This window comes from Kitasatospora sp. NPDC001159 (genome assembly GCF_053598235.1).
In genome coordinates this window covers 1-21,428 of record NZ_JBSFJV010000072.1, presented here as the reverse complement: position 1 = coordinate 21,428, position 21,428 = coordinate 1, and the positions used below count along the sequence as shown (strand labels likewise).

The 21,428-nt window shown below is 72.3% G+C and carries 19 protein-coding genes and 1 pseudogene; 8 read left to right on the top strand and 12 right to left on the bottom strand.

Annotation, left to right across the window (positions count from 1 at the left end):
• Window positions 1-195 precede the first annotated feature (195 nt).
• The gene (locus ACWC9T_RS29480) at window positions 196-468 is read right to left on the bottom strand and encodes a WhiB family transcriptional regulator (protein ID WP_030062195.1); all 273 of its coding nucleotides are present in this window, start codon (window positions 466-468) and stop codon (window positions 196-198) included.
• A gap of 623 nt (window positions 469-1,091) precedes the next feature.
• On the opposite strand from ACWC9T_RS29480, the gene ACWC9T_RS29475 reads away from it, so the two are divergent.
• From ACWC9T_RS29475 to ACWC9T_RS29465, 3 genes are read left to right on the top strand one after another with little or no spacing between them, the layout of a single operon-like run.
• Window positions 1,092-1,748, top strand: a complete 657-nt coding sequence (locus ACWC9T_RS29475; RefSeq protein WP_449824088.1) for a cysteine dioxygenase — start codon at window positions 1,092-1,094, stop codon at window positions 1,746-1,748.
• Window positions 1,749-1,789: 41 nt separating this feature from the next.
• Window positions 1,790-2,800: a 2-phospho-L-lactate transferase gene (cofD, locus tag ACWC9T_RS29470; protein ID WP_449824087.1), complete on the top strand. Its 1,011-nt coding sequence runs from the start codon at window positions 1,790-1,792 to the stop codon at window positions 2,798-2,800.
• Window positions 2,797-4,095: a coenzyme F420-0:L-glutamate ligase gene (locus ACWC9T_RS29465; protein ID WP_449824086.1), complete on the top strand. Its 1,299-nt coding sequence runs from the start codon at window positions 2,797-2,799 to the stop codon at window positions 4,093-4,095. The genes cofD and ACWC9T_RS29465 overlap by 4 nt, the downstream gene beginning before the upstream one ends.
• Before the next feature lie 16 nt (window positions 4,096-4,111).
• Here the strand turns inward: ACWC9T_RS29465 and ACWC9T_RS29460 are convergent, their stop codons facing one another.
• Entirely contained in the window at window positions 4,112-5,032 is a 921-nt protein-coding gene (locus tag ACWC9T_RS29460) for a DNA-3-methyladenine glycosylase family protein (protein ID WP_449824085.1), read from the bottom strand.
• Between the two features lie 158 nt (window positions 5,033-5,190).
• Window positions 5,191-6,333 (bottom strand): peptidoglycan recognition protein family protein, encoded by a 1,143-nt coding sequence (locus ACWC9T_RS29455; RefSeq protein ID WP_449824084.1) that lies wholly within the window; start codon window positions 6,331-6,333, stop codon window positions 5,191-5,193.
• 161 nt (window positions 6,334-6,494) lie between these two features.
• On the opposite strand from ACWC9T_RS29455, the gene ACWC9T_RS29450 reads away from it, so the two are divergent.
• From ACWC9T_RS29450 to ACWC9T_RS29440, 3 genes are all read left to right on the top strand, one after another.
• Entirely contained in the window at window positions 6,495-7,280 is a 786-nt protein-coding gene (locus ACWC9T_RS29450; protein WP_449824083.1) for a TIGR03089 family protein, read from the top strand.
• Between the two features lie 36 nt (window positions 7,281-7,316).
• Complete coding sequence (locus ACWC9T_RS29445) at window positions 7,317-8,549, top strand: LCP family protein (protein ID WP_449824082.1); 1,233 nt, start codon at window positions 7,317-7,319, stop codon at window positions 8,547-8,549.
• 207 nt (window positions 8,550-8,756) lie between these two features.
• Window positions 8,757-10,331 (top strand): LCP family protein, encoded by a 1,575-nt coding sequence (locus ACWC9T_RS29440; RefSeq protein ID WP_449824081.1) that lies wholly within the window; start codon window positions 8,757-8,759, stop codon window positions 10,329-10,331.
• A 114-nt stretch (window positions 10,332-10,445) separates the two neighbouring features.
• On the opposite strand, the gene ACWC9T_RS29435 is transcribed toward ACWC9T_RS29440, so the two are convergent.
• From ACWC9T_RS29435 to ssuE, 4 genes are all read right to left on the bottom strand, one after another.
• On the bottom strand, window positions 10,446-11,486 hold the full coding sequence (locus ACWC9T_RS29435) for a glycosyltransferase family 2 protein (protein ID WP_449824080.1): 1,041 nt from the start codon (window positions 11,484-11,486) through the stop codon (window positions 10,446-10,448).
• Window positions 11,487-11,877: 391 nt separating this feature from the next.
• Window positions 11,878-14,445 (bottom strand): ABC transporter permease, encoded by a 2,568-nt coding sequence (locus ACWC9T_RS29430; RefSeq protein WP_449824079.1) that lies wholly within the window; start codon window positions 14,443-14,445, stop codon window positions 11,878-11,880.
• A gap of 19 nt (window positions 14,446-14,464) precedes the next feature.
• Window positions 14,465-15,253 (bottom strand): ABC transporter ATP-binding protein, encoded by a 789-nt coding sequence (locus ACWC9T_RS29425; protein ID WP_449824078.1) that lies wholly within the window; start codon window positions 15,251-15,253, stop codon window positions 14,465-14,467.
• Window positions 15,254-15,508: 255 nt separating this feature from the next.
• Window positions 15,509-16,063 (bottom strand): NADPH-dependent FMN reductase, encoded by a 555-nt coding sequence (gene ssuE, locus ACWC9T_RS29420; protein WP_449824077.1) that lies wholly within the window; start codon window positions 16,061-16,063, stop codon window positions 15,509-15,511.
• A gap of 370 nt (window positions 16,064-16,433) precedes the next feature.
• Here ssuE and ACWC9T_RS29415 point away from each other — a divergent pair, with 370 nt between their 5' ends.
• Complete coding sequence (locus tag ACWC9T_RS29415; RefSeq protein WP_449824076.1) at window positions 16,434-17,720, top strand: LCP family protein; 1,287 nt, start codon at window positions 16,434-16,436, stop codon at window positions 17,718-17,720.
• Between the two features lie 71 nt (window positions 17,721-17,791).
• Here the strand turns inward: ACWC9T_RS29415 and ACWC9T_RS29410 are convergent, their stop codons facing one another.
• Window positions 17,792-18,595 carry an arylamine N-acetyltransferase family protein gene (locus ACWC9T_RS29410; RefSeq protein ID WP_449824075.1) on the bottom strand — a complete coding sequence of 268 codons (804 nt, stop codon included), beginning with the start codon at window positions 18,593-18,595 and terminating at the stop codon, window positions 17,792-17,794.
• Window positions 18,596-18,747: 152 nt separating this feature from the next.
• Window positions 18,748-19,242, bottom strand: a complete 495-nt coding sequence (locus ACWC9T_RS29405; protein ID WP_355675841.1) for a peptidylprolyl isomerase — start codon at window positions 19,240-19,242, stop codon at window positions 18,748-18,750.
• Between the two features lie 110 nt (window positions 19,243-19,352).
• Between ACWC9T_RS29405 and ACWC9T_RS29400 the strand changes: the two are divergent.
• A pseudogene (locus ACWC9T_RS29400) lies at window positions 19,353-19,695 on the top strand (MerR family transcriptional regulator); the annotation flags it as partial.
• A gap of 23 nt (window positions 19,696-19,718) precedes the next feature.
• On the opposite strand, the gene ACWC9T_RS29395 reads toward ACWC9T_RS29400, so the two are convergent.
• The 3 genes from ACWC9T_RS29395 to ACWC9T_RS29385 all read right to left on the bottom strand — a co-directional run.
• Window positions 19,719-20,168, bottom strand: a complete 450-nt coding sequence (locus ACWC9T_RS29395) for a MarR family winged helix-turn-helix transcriptional regulator (protein ID WP_449824074.1) — start codon at window positions 20,166-20,168, stop codon at window positions 19,719-19,721.
• A 156-nt stretch (window positions 20,169-20,324) separates the two neighbouring features.
• Window positions 20,325-21,182 carry an oxidoreductase gene (locus ACWC9T_RS29390; protein WP_449824073.1) on the bottom strand — a complete coding sequence of 286 codons (858 nt, stop codon included), beginning with the start codon at window positions 21,180-21,182 and terminating at the stop codon, window positions 20,325-20,327.
• A gap of 153 nt (window positions 21,183-21,335) precedes the next feature.
• The coding region (locus ACWC9T_RS29385; RefSeq protein WP_132919430.1) for an acyl-CoA dehydrogenase family protein at window positions 21,336-21,428 on the bottom strand (93 nt) is incomplete at its 5' end.

The window sequence follows — 21,428 nt, the reverse complement described above, 5'->3', positions numbered from 1 at the left end:
ACCGGATGGCGCACCACACTAACGGCTCCGGACGGCCGCCTCGTGCGCGGTGCCCGTGCGGAGGCCGTGAAGTAAGGAGGGCGTGAAGGGCCCGGGAACACGAAAGCGCCCCACCACCGCGGTGAGGCGCTCGTACAACTGTGTTGATTGTCCGTCGATGTCGGAGGGTCAGCGGGGGGGCAGGGGCCGCCCCGGTCAGACCGCGCTCTTCTTGAGCCGACGGCGCTCGCGCTCGGAGAGGCCGCCCCAGATGCCGAAGCGCTCGTCATTGGCGAGGGCGTACTCCAGGCATTCCGAGCGGACCTCGCAGGCGAGGCAGACCTTCTTGGCCTCGCGGGTCGAGCCGCCCTTCTCGGGGAAAAAGGACTCGGGGTCGGTCTGAGCACACAACGCGCGCTCCTGCCAACCGAGTTCCTCCTCATCCTCCGCGATGCCGTCCCCGATCAACAGCTCAAAGAGCTCGCTCATGTGGCGCGCCTCCTCTGCCCCTACTTGGCGTCCCCGTGGTTGCCGTTGCCTCGTGCGGCTGACGACACGAGTGAAATTACAGTTGCGTCACTCTGGCCCAGTCAAGCCGAGCTCTGGTATTGAGGCCGGGATTCACTCCCTGGCACCAAGCCGTTACGAATAGTGTACATATTCGGACATATCAGATTTTTAGTCCGAAGGCCCCAGACGGCATCGAACCGTCCGCAACCATCCGCGGGATGACGCCCGGTCACCATCACAGGCCGGCCATCGGGCTGCCTTCCCGGCGATCTTCTCATCGAAACATAGAGAGTGATGAATCACCCCATCCGGGCAAGATCCAGACCTAACCCACTCGAATGCCGCACCCTTCGGTTTGACACCGACCCCGCGCGTGCGGTGTCCTTGCCCCTATGTCAGAGTTCGCCAGCCCCCGGAGCGGTTCCACCCTCCGCCGTGCCGTGAACTCTTGTTGTCGCCTCTGTTCCTGCTGTATCTAGGCGCCCGCGTCCCACTGCGCGCCGCCCCCAGGAAACACAGAGGCCGCCCGCGATTCCCGCCCCAGGACATCCCGGATCCGGCTGATCCCGACGAACCAGCCGACTCCTCCGAGGACGACCCCCGTGCGCATGATCCGCATCCGCAGGCGGAACCGCGACCGCAACAAGCTCGCCCGCCTTGGCCTCGCCCCCGCCCACTCCCCCAATCCGACCGACGGGCACCGCTGGGCGGACGGGCTCAGCGACGTCTCCATCGCCGGCGACCCGCTCGCCTTCCCGCACCTCGCCCGCACCGACCTGCCCGGGCACCCCACCACCGTCGCCGAACACGCCCGGCTGGTGCGCGAGATCGCCGCCGACCGCGCCCGCTGGGAGCCGCTGGTCCGCTACGACGCGCTCACCCGCTGGTACGCCCGGCTGGAGACCGGCCCCGGCTACGAGGTCTGGCTGCTCAGCTGGCTGCCCGGCCAGAGCAGCGGCTTCCACGACCACGGCGGGTCCTCCGGCGTGATGACCGTCGTGCGGGGCGAGCTGATCGAGCGTTCCCTCACCCGCGCGGGCGAGGGCGCCCGCACCCTGCGGCCAGGCACCCGGAGGGTGTTCTCCTCCGGGTACCTGCACGAGGTGGTCAACGGCGCGCTCGAACCCGCCGTCTCCATCCACCTCTACACGCCGGGCCTGACCGAGATGAACCAGTACGGCGCCGCCACCGCCGTCCCGGAGCAGCACCCGGACCACCACGCGGAGCAGCACCGGCGGGCGCAGGCCGAGAGGCATTGAGCGCGGACTGACGAAGAGTCCGACCGTGGCAGGATGACCCCATGCGCATCGTGGCACTGGCAGGCGGAATCGGCGGGGCGCGCTTCCTGCGCGGTCTCCTCGCGGCGGTCGGACCGCAGGACGAGATCACCGTCATCGGCAACACCGGCGACGACATCCACCTCTACGGCCTCAAGGTCTGTCCCGACCTCGACACCGTGATGTACACCCTCGGCGGCGGCATCCACGAGGAGCAGGGCTGGGGCCGGACCGACGAGACCTGGTCGATCAAGGCCGAGATGAAGGAGTACGGCGTCGGCCCCGAGTGGTTCGGGCTCGGCGACCGGGACTTCGCCACCCACCTCGTCCGCAGCCAGATGCTCACCGCCGGGTACAGCCTCAGCCAGGTCACCGAGGCACTGTGCGTGCGCTGGAAGCCGGGCGTGCGGCTGCTGCCGATGAGCGACGACCGGGTCGAGACCCACGTGCGGATCACCGACGAGCAGGGCACCCGGGCGGTCCACTTCCAGGAGTACTGGGTCAAGTTGCACGCCGCCGTCGACGCCGAGGCGATCATCCCGGTCGGCGCGGACACCGCCAAGCCCGCGCCCGGCGTGCTGGAGGCGATCGCCGGGGCCGACGTCATCCTCTTCCCGCCGTCCAACCCGGTCGTCTCGATCGGCAGCATCCTGGCCGTCCCCGGCATCCGGGAGGCCGTCGCGGCCGCCCCGGCCCCGGTGGTCGGGCTCTCCCCGATCATCGGCGGGGCGCCGGTGCGGGGCATGGCCGACAAGGTGCTCGCCGCCGTCGGCGTCGAGGCCACCGCCGAGGCGGTCGCGCTCCACTACGGCAGCAGGGCAGCACTGCGAAGCAGTTCGAGCGAGGGTGGTGGCGGGCGAGGAGCAGGCCTGATCGACGGCTGGCTGGTGGACACCGCCGACGAGGGCGCCGTCGCCGCCGTCGAGGCCGCCGGGATCGCCTGCCGGGCCGTCCCGCTGCTGATGACCGACGTCGAGGCCACCGCCGAGATGGCCAGGGCAGCACTGGCGCTGGCGGAGCAGGTGCGGACGTGACGGCCCCGCTGGAGGTCCTCGGCGTCGAGGGCATCCCCGAGGTCGACGCGGGGACGGACCTCGCCGGGCTGATCGCCAAGGCCGGGACGTACCGGGACGGCGACATCCTGCTGGTCACCTCGAAGATCGTCAGCAAGGCCGAGGGCCGGGTGCTGCACGCCGCCGACCGCGAGGCCGCGATCGACGCCGAGACCGTCCGGGTGGTCGCCCGGCGCGGACCGGCCCGGATCGTCGAGAACCGCAACGGCTTCGTCATGGCCGCCGCCGGGGTCGACGCCTCCAACACCGCCCCCGGCACCGTGCTGCTGCTGCCCGAGGACCCGGATGCCTCGGCCCGCGCGCTGCGCGCCCGGCTCCAGCAGCTCACCGGCCGCCGCCTCGCCGTCATCGTCACCGACACCTTCGGACGGCCCTGGCGCAACGGGCTCACCGACGTCGCGATCGGCGCCGCCGGGCTGTCCGTCCTGGAGGACCACCGGGGCCGCACCGACAGCCACGGCAACGAGCTGGCACTCACCGTCACCGCCACCGCCGACGAACTCGCCGCCGCCGCCGACCTGGTGAAGGGCAAGGCCAGCGGCGTCCCGGTCGCGATCGTGCGCGGGCTCGGGCACCTGGTCACCGTCGAGGACGGCGCCGGCACCCGGCCGCTGGTGCGGCCCGCCGTGGACGACATGTTCCGGCTCGGCACCTCCGAGGCGCTGCGCCAGGCCGTCACCCTGCGGCGCACCGTCCGCTCCTTCACCGCCGACCCGGTCGACCCGGCCGCCGTCCGGCGCGCCGTCGCCGCCGCCGTCACCGCGCCCGCCCCGCACCACACCACCCCGTGGCGGTTCGTCCTGCTGGAGTCCGCCGAGACCCGCACCCGGCTGCTCGACGCGATGCTCGCCGCCTGGCAGCGCGACCTGCGCGAACTCGACGGCTGGGACGACGCCAGGATCGCCCGCCGCACCGCCCGCGGCAACGTCCTGCGCGACGCGCCGTACCTGGTCGTCCCCTGCCTGGTGATGGACGGCTCCCACACCTACCCCGACCGGCGCCGGGCCACCGCCGAACGGGAGATGTTCACCGTCGCCGCCGGCGCGGCCGTGCAGAACCTGCTGGTCGCGCTGACCGGCGAGGGCTACGGCTCCGCCTGGGTGTCGTCCACGATGTTCTGCCGCGACACCGTGCGGGCCGCGCTGGACCTCCCGGACAGCTGGGACCCGATGGGCGCCGTCGCCGTCGGCCGCCCGGCCGAGCCGCCGCGCGAACGGCCGGAGCGCAGCGCGGACGCGTTCATCGAGGTGCGGTAGCGGCTGCCCGGGCGGCTCAGCGGTGGCGGTGGTCGTTCGGGGTGAGCCGGGGTCCGTAGCGGGGGGCCCGGGCGCCGGTAGCCATCAGGAGGCGGCAGACCCGGTAGCGGTGGGGACGGTAGGGCTCCAGGAGGGCGAGCATCTGGGCGTCGTCGCTGCGGGGACGCCCGGCCAGGGCCCAGCCGACCAGGTTCGGGAGGTGGAAGTCGCCGACCGACACCGCGTCCGGGTCGCCGTTGCTGCGCTGCAGGGTCTCGGCGGCCGTCCAGACGCCGATGCCCGGAACGGCCGTCAGCCGGGCGAAGGACTCCTCGTGGCCCATCGCCGAGGCCTCCTCCAGTCGGGGCGCCAGCCGGACCGCGCGCAGCACCGTCGCCGAGCGCCTTGGGTCCACACCCGCCCGGTGCCACTCCCAGCTCGGGACCATCGCCCACTCCCGGGCCGACGGCGCCACCCGCATGCCCTCGGCCGGGCCCGGCGCCGGAGTGCCGAAGTCCCGCAGCAGGGTGCGCCAGGCGCGGTAGGCCTCGTCGGTGGTGACCTTCTGCTCCAGGATCGCCGGGACCAGCGACTCCATGACCAGCCCGGTACGGACCAGCCGTACCCCGACGGTACGGCGCTGGGCCTCCCGCAGCGGGCCGGGCGGCAGCACCAGCGTCTCCGGGTGGTCCTCCGCGCCGAGCAGTGCGGGCAGCCGGTCGAGCAGCCACTGCGCGCCCGGGCCCCAGGCGTTCGCCTCGACCTCACCCGCGGCCGGATGCGACAGCACCCGGAGGGTGCCGACACCGGCCGGGGTGCGGGAGGCGCGCCAGACGGCGCCGTCGCCGGTGGTGCGGTAGGAAGGGTCGGCGGGGCCCCGGCGCAGGGGCAGCAGCGTTCGGGCCGTATCGAGCGGGAAGCCCGGCCGCCAGCGCCGTACCGCCTCGCCGCCCGTCACTGCTGTCGCCTCCTGTGCCGCCTGGGGCTATGAACGATACGCGACGGTTGGAGCGCTTCCCCGAGGCCGGATCGCCCGGCAGTGCCCTTCCACTGCTGACGGTTGGAGACGGGGAAGCGGGGCTGAGGGGCTGGGAGCGGCCCGGCGGGCGGCTCCCGTCACCGCGCCTGCAGCCGCGCCGCGGCCGCCCGGAGCTCGGGGAGACGGGCGTAGAGCGCGGCGCCGGGGCATTCGGTGGCGAAGGCGTCGCGGTGGCCGGAGATGGTGTCGAAGTCGACCGCCGTGCCCTTGGGGTAGCGGCTGGCGTCGGAGGTGGAGGTGAGTTCGGTGTGGCCGTCGGCGGCTTGGCCGGTGAGGCCGAGTTTCCAGGCGGCGAGGGCGGCGAGGCTGTCGAGGAGGGGTTGCGGCGGGGTGTCGCCGACGTAGGTGCCGATGGCGGCGACACCGGAGGAGTCGGTGTTGAACCCGAGGGTGTGGGCACCGTGGACGGGCTGGTCGACGCCGCCGGCGCGGCCCTCGTAGACCGTCCCGCAGCGGTCGACCAGGAAGTTGTAGCCGATGTCCCGCCAGCCACTGGTCTTGACGTGGTACTGGTGGATCGACCTGATCACCCGGGGGGCGTCGGAGCAGGCGTAGTCGGTGGCGGTCGCGGTGTGGTGGACGAAGACCTCACGGACCGGGCCGGTGTACTCGGAGCCCGGGTCGCGCAGCGACTCGTCGGCGCCCCAGCCGGCCCTGGTGACGATGGCCGGGCGCGGGGCATTGCCTCCGTCGGCGGGGGCGGCGGGCAGGGTACGGGTCGCGGTCGCGGCGCCGGAGCCGGTGCCGGGGTCCACCAGGTCGAGCCGCAGTCCGGGCGGCGGGCCGGCCGGGCCCGGTACGACCTCGACCGCGACGCCGTCGCTGCCGCCGGTCCACAGCGGGGCGGTGGCGCCGCGCGGGGCGTGGTCGGGGCCGTCCTCGGTGTCGGCCTCCAGGGTGTGCCAATCGCCCCAGCGGCCGGTGGCGGCGTCCCGGGTGAGGACCCGGACGGTGGCGCCGGCCATCGCCGCCGCCGGGCCGTCCCAGCCGACGCCGAGCAGTTCGAACGGTCGGGTGACGCGCGGCGCGAGCCGGTGGCCGGAGTTGGCCAGCGGCAGCGAGACGGTGCTGCCGCCACCTGGGAAGTCACGGCGCTCGGCGGCGGGGGCAAGCGGCGGGGCGGAGGCGGTGGAAGCGGGCTGCAGCAGCAGCGCGGCGGTGCATCCGGCGAGCAGCGCGGCCGGGAGCGAGCGGCGCACAGCCTGGGCTGAGAGGTGCACAGCCTTGTTTGAAAGGCGCGCAGCCTTGTTTGAAGGGCGCATGTTTGAAGGGCGCATAAAGGGGATCGTCGCCGCAAACCGGACGGCCCGCCACGCCGCCCCGCGCCCACTCGGCCGCCCCTCCCTGCCTCCCACTCGAAGGCCGTAGGCTGGGGCGCACCATGACTGCGCCATTCGCTGCCGATGCCCGCACCCCCGTCGAGCTGCTGCACGCATACCTGCGCGGCCCTTCGGTCGATCCCGCGGCCCCGCTGGTCACCTTCTACGACGACGCCACCGGCGAACGGGTGGAACTGTCCGCCCGGACCTTCGACAACTGGGTCGCCAAGACCGCCAACCTCCTCCAGGACGAGCTGAACGCCGGTCCGGGCGACCGCGCCGCGCTCCTCCTGCCCGCCCACTGGCAGAGCGCCGTCTGGCTGCTGGCCTGCTGGTCGGTCGGGGTGACGGCGGTGCCGGGCGGCGACCCGGCCGCCGCCGACCTGGTGGTGAGCGGCCCGGAGGGCCTGGAGGCCGCCCAGGCCTGTGAGGGCGAGCGCGTCGCCCTCGCGCTGCGCCCGCTCGGCGGCCGTTTCCCGCAGCGCCCGGACGGTTTCCTCGACTACGCCGCAGAGGTGCCCGGCCAGGGCGACCGCTTCGCGCCGTACTCCCCCGTGCCCCCGGACGGGCAGTCGCTGGAGACCTCGGTGCAAGGGCTGCCGCTGAAGCTGACCGGCGAGCAGACCGTCGCGCTGGCCAGGGAGGGCGCCGTCCGTCTCGGGCTGGAGCCCGGGGCGCGGGTGCTGTCCACGTTCTCCTACGACGACTGGGCGGGCCTGGAGGCCGGCCTGCTGGCCCCGCTGGCGGCCGGTGCCTCGGTGGTGCTGTGCCGCAACTCCGAGGGCCTGAGCGCCGAGCAGTGGGAGAAGCGGGTCGAATCCGAACGGGTGACACTGCGCCTCGGCTGACCCCTGGCGGAGGCCCGGCGGGTAGGGATCCCTGCCATGGCCGAGGACGACACCGCGCACCCCCCGACCGACGACACACCCGCGACGGACACTCCTCCGGGTGGACCCGAACGCACGCGCAGGCGCCGGCGGTGGCTGATGATCACCGCCGGCGCTGTCGCGTTCCTCCTGGTCGCCACCGGGGTGCTGCTCTGGATCGCCTACCGGAAGCTGGACGGCAACATCCAGACCGACTCGGCCACCGACAAACTGCTGGCCGAGTTGGAGGCCGAGCGCCCGAGCCGGTCGGCCGGCGCCAAGGGCGCCGAGAACATCCTGCTGATCGGCAGCGACGACCGCTCCGGTGCCAACTCCTCCTACGGCGGCGAGCCGGGTACCCAGCGCTCGGACACCACGATCCTGATGCACCTGGCCGCCAACCGGCGGCGTGCCACGGCGGTCTCCATCCCACGCGACGTCATGGTCACCGTCCCCGCGTGCGAGAAGCCGGACGGCACCCGCAGCAAGCCGGGACTGATGCAGTTCAACTGGGCCTTCGAACTTGGCGGCCCGGCCTGCTCGATCCGCACCGTCGAGCAGCTCAGCGGCATCCGGCTCGACCACTACGTGATCCTCGACTTCAACGGCTTCAAGTCGATGGTGGAGGCGATCGGCGGGGTGGAGGTCTGCGTGCCGCAGCCGATCCACGACAAGGACGCCAAGCTGGACCTGCAGACCGGCCGCCAGGTGCTGCACGGCGAGCAGGCGCTCGGCTACGTCCGGGCCCGGGAGAGCCTGGGCGACGGCAGCGACACCCAGCGGATGGGCCGCCAGCAGCAGTTCCTGGCCTCGCTGATCCGCAAGGTGCAGTCGCAGGGGGTGCTGCTGAACCCGGCGCGGCTCTGGCCGGTGCTGGACGCGGCCACCTCCTCGATCAAGGCGGACGGCGGCCTGTCCTCGCTCGGCGCGCTGTACGACCTCACCCAGGACCTGCGCGGCATCCCCTCGCCGGACATGGTGCTCCTGACCGCGCCGCGCCGCCCGTACCGCTACGACTCGGACCGGGACGAGTTCGTGCAGCCGCAGACCACCCAGCTGTTCACCGCGCTGCGGGACGACCGGCCGATCGCCGTCCGGGCGCCCGGTTCGGCGCCCACGGCGGATGCCGGCGCCAGCCCGGGGGCGGCCGCCGGGGCGGGGGCGGACCAGGCGACGGCGTCACCCTCGGCGAGCGCCTCGCCGACTTTCGAGGGACGCACGGCCGACGTGGACCCCTGCGCTCCGCACTGACCGGGGCGGCGCCGCAGGCCGGCACGGCCGGGGCAGGTGCCGGCCCGGAAATGCGAGGCCCGTTCGGCGGCTTTGCCAATCCCTTGCCTTTGCATGGCGCAAGTCACACCCGGGGCGATTCCCCCGTTCGGCTCGTTTAGTGTGTTCGGATCGGCCCGGCGGTAGGGGCGGGCCGGAACCGCGCCGGTCCGAAGATAGGGAACCCCCGTGTACGAGGAGCAACCGGAAACCGGTCAGTACCGGATGGACCCGGCCACCGGAGTCCCCCGGCAGCGCCGCCGGGGAGCCGGGGCGGCACCGGCAGGGGAGGGCCGCCGGGACAGCCGACGGCGGGCGGCCGCGACGGCCAAGCGGAACCGGCGCCGGCGGATACTCAAGTGGACGGCCGGCACCGGCGCGCTGGTGATGGTCGCGGGCTGCGGCGGGGCGTACTACCTGTACCAGCACTTCAACAACAACCTGACCTCGGTCAAGGTCCAGCTGGGCGACGAGACCGAACGGCCCCGGGCCGCCGGGAACGCGCTGAACATCCTGGTGATCGGCACGGACAGCCGGGAGGGCCTCGGACGCGAGTACGGCGACGAGGGCAGCACCGGGCACGCCGACACGACGCTGCTGTTCCACATCGCCAAGGACCGCTCCAACGCGACCGTGGTCAGCATCCCGCGCGACCTGATGGTGCCGATCCCGGAGTGCCAGACCGACAAGGGGAAGAAGATCCCCGGCTTGGCGCGGGAGATGTTCAACAGGAGCCTCGGCCAGGACGGACGCGACGCCGGCTGCACCTGGAAGACCGTCGAGAAGATGACCGGGATCCGGGTCGACCACTTCGTGCAGGTCAACTTCGAGGCGGTGAAGACCCTGTCCACCGCCGTCGGCGGGGTGGAGGTCTGCGCGGGCAAGGACATCGACGACAAGGACTCGCACCTGAAGATGTCCAAGGGCCGCCACACGGTCCAGGGCGAGGAGGCACTGGCCTTCGTCCGCACCCGGCACGCGGTCGGCTTCGGCGGCGACCTCACCCGGATCCCGCTCCAGCAGCAGTTCATCAGCTCGATGATCCGCAAGATCAAGAGCGACGACACCCTGACCAGTCCCGCCAAGCTCTACAAGCTCGCGGACGCCGCCACCAAGGCGCTCACCGTGGACTCCGGCATCGGCAGCGTCGACAAGCTCAAGGACCTGGCGCAGGACATCAGCAAGGTGGACACCAAGAACATCACCTTCACCACCGTGCCGGTCCTGGACGACCCCAAGGACAACGACCGGCTCGTCCTCAAGCAGCCCGACGCCGGGCAGGTGTTCTCGATGATCGCGGGCGACCGCTCGCTGACCGAGACGGCCGCCCCGCCGGCCGCCGGGACCCCTGCCCCGGCCACCCCCTCCGCCGCCGCCCCGACCACCACCGCCCCGGCGGTGGACGCCAAGGACGTCCGGGTGACGGTGCGCAACGGCAGCGGGACGCGCGGGCAGTCCGGTCCGACCGTGGAGAAGCTGAAGGCCAAGGGCTTCGCCAAGGCCGCGGTCGGCTCCGACGCGGCGGTCACGGCGACCACCACCGTGTCGTACCCGGCCGGTCAGGAGGCCGAGGCCGCCGCCCTGGCCGGCGCCCTCGGGCTGCCCGCCGACGCCGTACGGCCGGACCCGAAGGCGGACCCGAAGGGTGCGCTGGTGCTGGTGCTCGGCAAGGACGTCCTCGCGACCCCCGCCCAGGCGCCGACGGAGGCGCCGAAGGACCTCCAGCGGGTGCAGGCGGACGACACCGACATCTGCGCCAAGTAGCCGGCGGGGGGGCGGGTGTTCCGTCGTCACCGGCGAGCACGGCGGCCGGGCCCGGCTCGGTCCGGGCCGCGCCACCCCGCCCTCGTACCTACCGACGGTGGCGGGTGCCGCCGCTCAGCGCGCCCGGGAGAGCACGTCCTTCGAGGACGGGCTGACGCTCCCTATCACCCGGCGGGCCAGTGAGCGGGGTGAGGTGACGAAGCCGAAGCCCCAGCTGAGGTGCATGGTCGCGAACGCCACCGGCAACAGCGCCCTGGCCTTGAAGGACAGGCCGCGGCCCTCGACCACCGCGCCGCCCAGGATGCCCAGCAGGTAGGCGCCGGGCACCGCGAGGAAGGCCGGGTGGACGGCGACCCCGAGCACCAGGCCGAGCACGACCGCGAGCAGCGCGGACGGCGGGGCGAGGTAGCGCAGGTTGACCGAGCCGCGGTGGTAGCGGGTGACTACCCGGCGCCAGCGGCCGTAGTCCTTGTACTGCTTGGCCAGCGCCCGGACCGACGGCCGGGGCCGGTAGGTCACCTTGAGATGCGGGGTGAACCAGACCAGCCCGCCGTCCTGGCGGATCCGGTAGTTCAGCTCCCAGTCCTGGGCGCGGATGAACTCCTCGTTGTAACCGCCGAGCTTCTCCAGCACCTCCCGCCGGAACACCCCGAGGTAGACGGTGTCCGCCGGGCCGGCCAGGCCGCCGGTGTGGAAGGCCGCGTTGCCGACACCGAGTTTGGAGGTCATCGCAGCCGCGACCGCGTTCTCCCACTCGGTCTCGCCCTCGGCGTGCATGATGCCGCCGACGTTGGCCGCGTCCATCTCGCCGAGCATCCGGACCGCCGTGGTGATGTAGCCGGGGGTCAGCAGGCCGTGGCCGTCCACGCGCACCACTATCGGGTACTGCGAGCCCCGGATGGCGGCGTTCAGCCCCGCAGGGGTCCGGCCGGTGGGGTTCTCCACCGTACGCACCCGCGGATCCTCGGCCACCAGCTCGGCCGCGATGTCGGCGGTGCGGTCGGTGGAGGGGCCGAGGGCGATCACCACTTCCATCGGCCCGGGGTACTCCTGGTCCAGGATGCGCCGGACCGCCGTGCGCAGGTGTCGTTCCTCGTTGAGCACCGGCATGATCACGGAAACAGCCGGCAGCTCCTCAGCAGCCTTGGTGTTCATCGGGGCCAACCGTACCGGTGTCGACGCGTCTCCGTCTTGTCCCGGTCTGGGCGACTCCGGATACCCCGCAGGGCGGTACCGGCGCTGTGATCACGCCCACCGTACCGCTCCGCTTCCCGGAGCCCGAATCGGAGTGGGAACGGTGCAGGTTCGGGGCAGGTTCAGAGCCAGTGGTGAACGACGGTGAACAGCGCGAAACCGGCCAGCGAGAGGGAGTTCACCAAGTGCTGGGGGCGGCCCAGCCGGTCCGGCAGCACCCGGTCCGGGCGCAGGTCGGGGCGGGGGCGTGCCGCAGGGGCCGGGTGCTGTGCGCACCCGGCCCCTGCCCCCCGTACCCCCCGGTTTCCCCCGTTCCCCCCAAGGGGGTGACCCGACGTCCCCCGTCGCCGGGTCAGTCCGTCGCGATGGCCGCGAGGACGTTCATGCGTCCGGCCCGGAAGGCCGGGACGAGGGCGGCGACCAGGCCGATCACCACCGAGGAGACCAGCGTCACCGCGATCGTGGTGGTCGGGACGGAGAGCGTCCCGAGGCCCTGGTCCCGCAGCACCCGCTGGGCGGTGATGCCCCAGGCCAGGCCCAGCCCGGTGCCGAGGACGGCGCCGAACACCGCGATCACCACGGACTCCAGCCGGATCATCCGGCGCAGCTGGCGGCGGGAGAGCCCGATCGCCCGCAGCAGGCCGATCTCACGGGTCCGCTCGACCACCGACAGCGCCAGGGTGTTGACCACGCCGAGCACCGCGACGGTGATCGACAGGCCGACCAGTCCGTAGATCAGGTAGAGCAGGGTGTTGACCTGGGACTGCACCAGCTCCTTGTAGCCGGCCTGGTCCTTGACGGTCAGCTGCGGGTACTTCTTGAGCGCGTCCTCCAGGGCGGTCAGCGTCTTGGCGACGTCGGCGCCGGAGGAGGCCTTGGCGTAGAACACCCGGTCGGCGGGCTGGTCAGCGGCCGGGACGGCCTTGGCCATGGTGGCGAAGTCGACGAAGGAGGCGTCCCCGTAGAGCGAGCCCTTCTCGAACACGACGCCCACCGGCAGCACCTGGGTGTGGCCCCCGACGTAGCGGACGGTGATGCTGTCGCCGACCTTGAGGTTGTGGTCGGTGGCGAACTTCTCGCCGATGGCCAGCGAGCCGCGCCCGATCGACTCCACCGTGCCGGACTTGACCGGCAGCCGGAAGTCGGTGCTGAAGAAGCTCGGCGGCACGGCGGCGACCCCGGCCCGCTTGGTCTGCCCGTCGGGCAGCTGGAACTTGGCGTCGAGGTCCTTCTCGGTGGTGACGTGGTCGATGCCCTGGGTCCGCTTCACCGCGTCGATCATCTCGGTGGTGACGCCCGTCTGGCCGCCGCGGATGATGTAGTCCACGCCCACCGACTTGTCGATCTGCGCGCTGGCCGAGCTGACCGCCGAGGAGCTGAAGACCGAGGAGCCGATCACCAGCGCCAGACCGATCATCAGCGCGGCGGCGGTGGCGCCGGTGCGGCGCGGGTTGCGCATCGCGTTGCGCTGGGCGAGCTTGCCGGAGGGCCCGAACAGGGCCGGGAGCAGGGCCCCGAGCACCTTGATGACGACGGTGGCCAGCAGCGGGCCGAGCACCACGAAGCCGATCAGGGTGAGCACCAGGCCCAGGCCCAGGTACTGGCCGCCGGTGGACGCCTTCTCCTCGGTGCCGGCGAGCACCAGCAGGCCGGCGCCGCCTCCGGTCAGTAGCAGGCCGACGATCGTCCGCACGATGTTGGAGCGGGCCTCGGCCGGGGTGCCGTGGTCGCGCAGGGCGGCCATCGGCGCGATCTTGCTAGCCCGGCGGGCCGGGATCCAGGCCGCGATGACGGTGATCAGGATGCCCACCGCGTAGCCGGCCACGAACACGTCCGGCCCGATCTCCAGGTCGCCCGCGTTGAGGTCCATGCCGATCGCGTTCATCAGCTTGATCAGGCCGACCGCGACGCCCAGGCCGACCGCCACCCCGAGGGTCGAGCCGAGCACGCCCAGGATCAGCGCCTCGACCAGCACCGAGCCGTTCACCTGTCGGCGGCTGCCGCCGATGGCGCGCAGCAGGCCGATCTCGCGGGTGCGCTGGGCGACCAGCATCGAGAAGGTGTTGATGATCAGGAAGCCGCCGACGATCAGCGAGATACCGGCGAAGCCGAGCATCGCGTACTTCATGAAGTTGAGGCTGCTGCCGATCGCCTTGGTGTTCTCGTCCTTCTGCTCGGCCGCGGTCTTGACCTGGTATCCGGCGCCGACCTTGGCGAGGGCCTCGGCCTTGAGCTGGTCGTCGCTGCGGCTGCCGTCGCCGAAGGCCTCGACGGAGGTGTAGGCCTGCTCGCCGAGCAGCACCTGCTGGGCGGTCGGGGTGTCCAGGAAGGCCAGGGCCGCGCCCGGGTTGGTGGTGACGAAGGTGGCGATGCCGACGATCGTGTACTCGTGCTGTCCCCCGGCGTTGTCGACCCGGATCCTGTCGCCGACGCCGAGCTTGGCCTTCTTGGCGGTGTCCGCGTCCAGCACCAGTTCGCCGGAGTTCTGCGGGACGTGCCCGGAGGTGATCTTCACCGGGTTGCGCGGGGTGTCGGTCCAGTTGCCGAGCAGGGTGGGCGCGCCGGTGGTCGGGCCGACCAGCTTGTCGGTGGCCGGGTTGACCAGGATCGAGTTGCCGACCATGACCTGGCCGACGGCCGTCTTCACGCCGGGCACCGCGGCGACCTGCTGGGCCAGCGAGACCGGGATCGTCGGCGGCTTGTCGGCGGCCGGCTGGTCGTCGTCGTCGGCCGGCTTGGGCGGCTGGACCGAGATGTCCGAGGCCGTCGCGGCGAAGAGTTTGGAGAAGGTGCTGGTGGCGGTGTTGGAGAACACCAGGGTGCCGGACACGAAGGCGACCGACAGCACGACGGCGATGAGCGAGAGCGCCATCCGGCCCTTGTGGGCGAAAAAGCTCCGCAGCGAGGTCTTGAGCAGCATGGTGAGGTCGTCCCGTCGCTCAGCTGGTGCGCTTGCCGTCGAAACGGCGCATGCGTTCGAGGACGGAGTCGGCGGTGGGCGAGTGCATCTCGTCGACGATCACGCCGTCGGCGAGGAAGAGCACGCGGTCCGCGTAGCCGGCGGCGACCGGGTCGTGGGTGACCATGACCATGGTCTGGCCCAGCTCGTCCACCGAGCGACGCAGGAAGGTCAGCACCTCGGCGCCGGCCCGGGAGTCCAGGTTGCCGGTGGGCTCGTCGCCGAAGATGATCTCGGGTCGGGCGGCCAGGGCCCGGGCCACCGCGACGCGCTGCTGCTGGCCGCCGGAGAGCTGGGTGGGGCGGTGCTTGAGCCGGCCGGCCAGGCCGACGGTCTCCACCACCTGGTCCAGCCAGGCCGGGTCGGGCTTGCGGCCGGCGATGTCCATCGGGAGCGTGATGTTCTCCAGCGCGTTCAGGGTCGGCAGCAGGTTGAACGCCTGGAAGATGAAGCCGATCTTGTCGCGGCGCAGCCTGGTGAGCTGCTTGTCCTTGAGACCGGTGATCTCCGTGTCGCCGATCCAGATCCGACCGCTGCTGACCGTGTCCAGGCCGGCCAGGCAGTGCATCAGGGTCGACTTGCCGGAGCCGGAGGGACCCATGATCGCGGTGAACCGACCGCGCTGGATGTCCACGTCGACCGCGTCGAGGGCGGTCACCTTGGTCTCGCCCGAGCCGTACGCCTTGGTGATCTGACGGGCCGACGCGGCGACGGCGGACGGTCCACCGGGAAGCTGGGGGTCGTACACGGCTGCTGCTGCCGTCGTCACTGGAGTCTCCTAAGAAGTGGGCCCACCCGTTGGCCCCCACCCTGCCGACGCGGTCGGCCGCGGACCCGACGGAATCGGGCCGCGTTCGGGCGGGTGGGGACGTGAGATCCACGTTAGGAGTCGATTGCGGACCGCTCGTCCTCCGTCGGAATGAAGCGCTGCAACCAAGGTTCTACGGGGTGCGGCGCGCCTCCCCCTAGGGGCCGCCGCAGGCCTTCTCGGGGTCGCCCCGTACGGGACCGCGCCGACCGCGGCTCAGCCGGTCAGCGCGGGTGCGGCCAGCCGCTCCAGGGCGTCGGCGAAGCCCGCCACGACGGGGGCCAGCAGGGTGTCGCTCTCGCGCTCGACCAGGGTGGTGCCGTCCTCCCCGGCGGTGATGTGGCGGTCGAGCACGAACCAGCCCTGGGTGATGTGACCGGCGCCCATCGAGCTGAGCACCGGGCGCAGCGCGTAGTCCACCGCGAGGACGTGCGCGGGCGAGCCGCCGGTGGCCAGCGGCAGGACGGCTTTGCCGGCCAGGGCGTACTGCGGGAGCACGTCCAGCAGGGCCTTCAGCAGGCCCGAGTAGGCGGCCTTGTAGACGGGGGTGCCGATGACCACGCCGTCGGCGCGGGCGAACAGCTCGGTGACGGCGACGATCTCGGGGTGGTCGAAGTCGCCGGACAGCAGCGCGTGCGCGGGCAGGCTGCGGGCCTCGAAGGGGATGACGCGGTGGCCGCGGTCGACGAGACGGGCGTCGACGTGGCGCAGCAGGCGGGTGGTGCGGGAGGTGGCGGACGGGGAGCCGGAAACGGACAGGACGGTGGCCATGGTTCACCTCTGGCTGGAAGCGGGGGCGGCTCTGCGAAACGGCGCCGCAGCGGGCAGGGCGCTGCGGTTCGGTGCTCGGAAGGGGGCGTCTCGACGGGGGCGAGGCGCGGGCGTCAGCCGCGACAGAGCGAGCAGGCCACCCCACGCCGCAGGTCGACGTACCGCCGACGCGTGAGTGCCCAACGCTGATCCATGCCTGAAATGCAAACACGCTGTGTTCGAGGCGGTCAAGAATCGTTTCGGCAGCTGGAACACGGGTGACGGGACGTTTCAGCGGAACGATCCGGTACGTGCATCAAAACTGCTACAAGAGGCCTGGTGGGCCCCCCGGGGGGAGTCAGCACGACCGGGGTCGGGCATCCTCGACGGCATGAACACGTGGCAGGAGGGCCGCCCGGGCGGCGGTGGGAACCCGTACGGCGGCAACGGCGGAGGCGGGGCGGCGGCCGAGCCGCCGCTGCCGGCCTCGTTGAACCCGCGTGGGCCGGGGGCGCCCGCGCCGCGGCAGCCCGAGCCCTCCCGGTACGGCGGCATCCCCCGGCAGGGCTCGCCCGGCGGTCCGGGCGGTCCCGGTGGCCCCGGTGGCCCGGGTGGCCCGGGTGGCCCCGGTGGCCCGGGTGGCCCCGGTGGCCCGGCCGGTGTGCGGCCGGCCGGTGCGCAGGCCAAGCGCTGGCCGCGGCGCCGGATCATCAAGTGGTCGGTCTTCGGCCTGCTGATCGCCGTCATGGTGACCGCCGTGTCCACCTACTTCTGGGCGGACTCCAAGCTCAACCACGAGAACGTGCTGGCCGACTACCCGGGCCGCCCGGCGGCGGGCAAGGGCACCAACTGGCTGATCGTCGGCTCGGACAGCCGCGAGGGCCTCACCGACGCCCAGATGGAGGACATGCACACCGGCCACGACGTCGAGGGCAAGCGCAGCGACTCGATGATGATCCTGCACGTCGGGGACCACGGGAACACCCTGATGAGCATCCCGCGCGACTCCTGGGTGCCGATCCCCGAGTTCAAGACGAGCAGCGGGAAGACCGTCAAGGCCACCACCTCGAAGATCAACTCGGCGTTCGCCAACGGCAACGGCCGGCTCCTGGTGCAGACCGTCGAGATGAACACCGGCATCCACATCGACCACTACGCCGAGATCGGCTTCGCCGGGTTCGCCGGCATCGTCGACTCCATCGGCGGCGTCGAGATGCACATCGACCAGGACATCAAGGACAAGGACTCCGGCCTCGACCTCAAGGCCGGCGACCAGACCCTGAACGGGAAGCAGGCCCTCGCCTTCGTCCGCCAGCGCCACCAGATGGCCGACCAGGACCTCGGCCGGATGCGCAACCAGCAGAAGTTCCTCGGTGCCCTCGCCCACCAGGCCGCCTCCCCGGGCACCGTGCTCAACCCGTTCACCTTCTACCCGCTGGTCGACTCGGCGCTCGGCACCCTGATCGTCGACGACGACTGCGGGCTGACCGACCTGGGCTCGCTCTTCCTCGCCATGAAGGACGTCAACGGCGGCGGCGGCAAGACCATGACCGTCCCGATCGGCAACGCGGACTTCCACACCAAGACCGGCGAGTCCGCGGTGCAGTGGGACGCCAACAAGTCCAAGCAGGTCTTCGACGCCTTCAAGAACGACAGCGCGGTGCCGGACTTCAAGTAACCGACGACTTCGAGTGACCGCCCCGTCGCAATGGGCGGATGTCACTTCGGCATCGCGCTCCCGCCCCGGACTCAGGCCGACGGGGCGGCCGGCAGCCGGTCCAGCGCGATGCCGAAGTGCTCGCGGTACGCGGACAGCGCCCCGGCGTCGGTGAGTTGCTCCTCGGTGCGGGTGCCGTCGGGGGCGGTCCGGATCAGTCGGGTGCCGCTGAGAGTGGTCCGTCCGCCGTCCGGGGCGAGGAGCGAGCAGGTGGCCGACCGGGTGAAGTGGGACTGCGGCGAGGTGGCCTGCCACCAGCAGGTCGGCCCGAAGTCGGCCAGCCGGTACGGGCGCGGGTCGAGCCGGTACTGCGGTGCGCCGTCCAGTCGTACGTCCAGCTCGCCGTGGTCGCCGTACGGACTGATCGCGACCGTGCCGTGCGGGTCGGACTGCGGGCCGCGCTCGTCCAGGCGCAGCGGGAGCAGGCTGAAGCGGCCGAAACCCACGTCGACCAGCCACGGTTCGTCCAGGTCGACCCGCAGCGCCAGGTGGTCGAACGGCGGCCCGGGGCGCTCCCCGTCGAAGACCCGGGCGGCCAGCAGGCTCACCCGGTAGCCCAGTGAGCGCAGCAACTCGGCGAAGGCGCCGTTGAGTTCGTAGCAGAAGCCGCCGCGCCGCCGGTCCACCAGCTTCGCCACCAGCGCCGCCGGCTCCAGCACCACGGGCTCGCCGAGGTGGATGCTCAGGTTCTCGAACGGCACCGCGCGCAGGTGGGCCCGCTGCAACCGCGCCAGGCCCTCCGCCGACGGCGGCCCGGGCTCGGCCAGCCCGATCCGCTCCAGGTACGCCGCCCGTACGGCCGGTGCCAGCCCCTCGTACGCCTTCTCGTGATCCACCCGCTCATTCCACCCCGGCCGTGGGCGGGCGGCCATCGGTCCTTCGACCTAGGGCGTGTACGCGGGAACACCACCGCCCCGGAGCGGGAGGTCGGCAGGTCCGACTTCCCGCTCCGGGGCGGTGGGCTGTCACCGGTCCCGAAGGGCGGTGGCTACTCGACCACGCCGGACTTGGCGATGGTGATCTTGGCCGAGGTGCGGCCGCTCTGCGAGCCGAGGCCCTCGATCTTCTTCACCAGGTCCATGCCCTCGACGACCTCGCCGAAGACGACGTGCTTGCCGTCCAGCCAGTCGGTGACGATGGTGGTGATGAAGAACTGCGAACCGTTGGTGTTGCGGCCGGCGTTGGCCATCGACAGCAGGCCCGGGCGGTCGTGCTTGAGCTTGAAGTTCTCGTCCTCGAACTTCGCACCGTAGATGCTCTTGCCGCCGGTGCCGTTGTGGTTGGTGAAGTCACCGCCCTGCAGCATGAAGGCCGGGATCACGCGGTGGAAGCCGGAGCCCTCGTAGCCGAAGCCGTTCTGGCCGGTGGCCAGCTCGCGGAAGTTGCGGGCGGTCTTCGGGACGTCCTCGTCAAAGAGCTTGAAGACGATGCGGCCCGCCGGCTCGTCGTTGATGGTGATGTCGAAGAAAACGTTGGAACCCATGCAGGGATCATGGCACGAGCGGCCGGGCGTCGCTCGCCACCCCCGGAGGGCGCGAGGTCACAGCGGCGTGTTATCCGGCCAGCGTCGGGTAGTCGGTGCACCCCTCGGAGGTGAGGTCCGCCCGACGGACCGGCGTGAGCGAGCGCTCGCTGCGGTACTACGAGCAGCAGGGCCTGCTGACCGCCCGGCGCACCGACGGCGGCCACCGAGAGTACCCGGAGGTGGTGGTGGACCGGGTGGTCCACATCCAGGAGTTGTTCGCGGCCGGGCTGCACAGCCGCACCGTCTACAAGGTCCCCCTGCATGCGGGACTCGGACGGCGGCCCGAGCGAGATCGCCACGCCCAAGCTGGTCGAGGAGCTCACCGCGGAGCGCGACCGGATCGACCGGATGATCGTCGATCTGCCGCGCTCACGCGAGGTGCTGGACGAGGTGATCGTCACCGCCGCCGGGAAGCCCGAGGCGGCCCAGGGCCTTCACGCCTTCAGCTTGCGCCAGACCGTCTCCAGGGCGGCGATGTCCGCCTCGTCCAGCCGCTCGGTGAAGACCGGCGCGAGGACGGCCCGCCGGGTGGCGTCGGCCTCGGCGAAGAGGGCGCGGCCCTGCTCGGTCAGCTCGATCCGCACCGAGCGGGCGTCCGAGGCCGAGGACGTACGGGAGACCAGCCCGCGGGCGGCCAAGGCGTCCACCACCCGGGAGACCTGGCTGCGGCTGAGCATGGTCTTCGCGCCGAGGTCGGAGGCGGCGACCGGCTCCGACTGGCCGTTCAGCCAGAGCATCACCTCGAACCAGGACAGCGGCAGCCCGTGCACCCGGGCGAGTTCGCGGTCCACCCGCGCGGCGAGGGTGGTGCCGGCCCAGACCAGGCCGTAGAAGACGTGGTCCTGCTCCGACAGCGGGCCCAGGGTGAGATCGGCACGATCCATGGCGTTCATCGTACCGAGGTTGCGTGCGCGTGCACACAGAGACCAGTGCGTGCGTGCGCACGCGACGCCCCGTTGAGCGTGTGGACATGGCGGGCAGCCCAGGGAACCGGGCTGCCCGCCGTCGCCCGGTTTCCCGGGAGTGCACCGGGAGGGCGCTCAGGCGCCGGCCGGGTAGTCGGTGCCGCGGCCGACCGCCGCCCAGGCCTCGGTCTCGCTGCGCGCGCCGTCCAGGTTGCCGAGGATCGCGTCCACGGCGTCGGTGCCGAGCGCGAGCCGCAGCGGGGTCCGCTCGGCGGCCAGCGCGGCCAGGATCGCCTCGGCGGCCTTCACCGGGTCACCCGGCTGCTTGCCGTCCGAGTCCGGCAGGCCGGTGCGGACCGGGCCGACCACAGGCTCGTAGGCGTCGATCGGGGTGGCGTGGGCGAGGGCGTCGCCGCCCGCGAAGCCGGTCCGGAACGCGCCCGGCTCGACGATCAGCACCTTGATCCCGAAGCCGGCCACCTCCTGGGCCAGCGCCTCGGACAGCCCCTCCAGGGCGAACTTGGTGGCCGAGTAGGCCCCCACGCCGGGGAAGGAGAACCGGCCGCCCATGCTGCTCATCTGCACCACGGCGCCACTGCCCTGGGCCCGCATGTGCGGCAGCACGGCCCGGGTGAGCGCGGCCGGGCCGAAGAAGTGCAGGTCCATGAGGTCCCGCAGTTCGCGGTCGGTGTACTCCTCGACGGCGCCGATCAGGCCGCGCCCGGCGTTGTTCACCAGGACGTCGATCCGGCCGAGCCGGGACAGCGCCTCCTCGACGGCGGCGGCGACCTGCTCCTGGTCGGTGACGTCCAGCCGGACCGGGACGACCCGGCCGGGGTGGGCGGCCTCCAGCTCGGCCAGCGCCTCGGGCCGGCGGGCGGCGGCGACCACGGTGTCGCCGGCGGCGATGGCGGCCTCGGCGATGGCCTGGCCGAAGCCGGAGTTGGCGCCGGTGATCAGCCAGACCCTGCCGGTGGTCTCGTGGGCGGTCATCTGCATTCCTCCGTACTCGGTTGCACTGCAAGAAAGTTGACGGTCATTTATACGACACCGCCGCGACCGGCGATCAGGGCCGTACGGGAACGCCGGAGCCCCCGGCCGATCGGAATCGGCCGGGGGCTCCGGGGAGTTCGAGGTGGAGCGCCGTTACGGCAGGTTGCGGGCCATCACGATGCGCTGGACCTGGTTGGTGCCCTCGTAGATCTGGGTGATCTTCGCGTCGCGCATCATCCGCTCCAC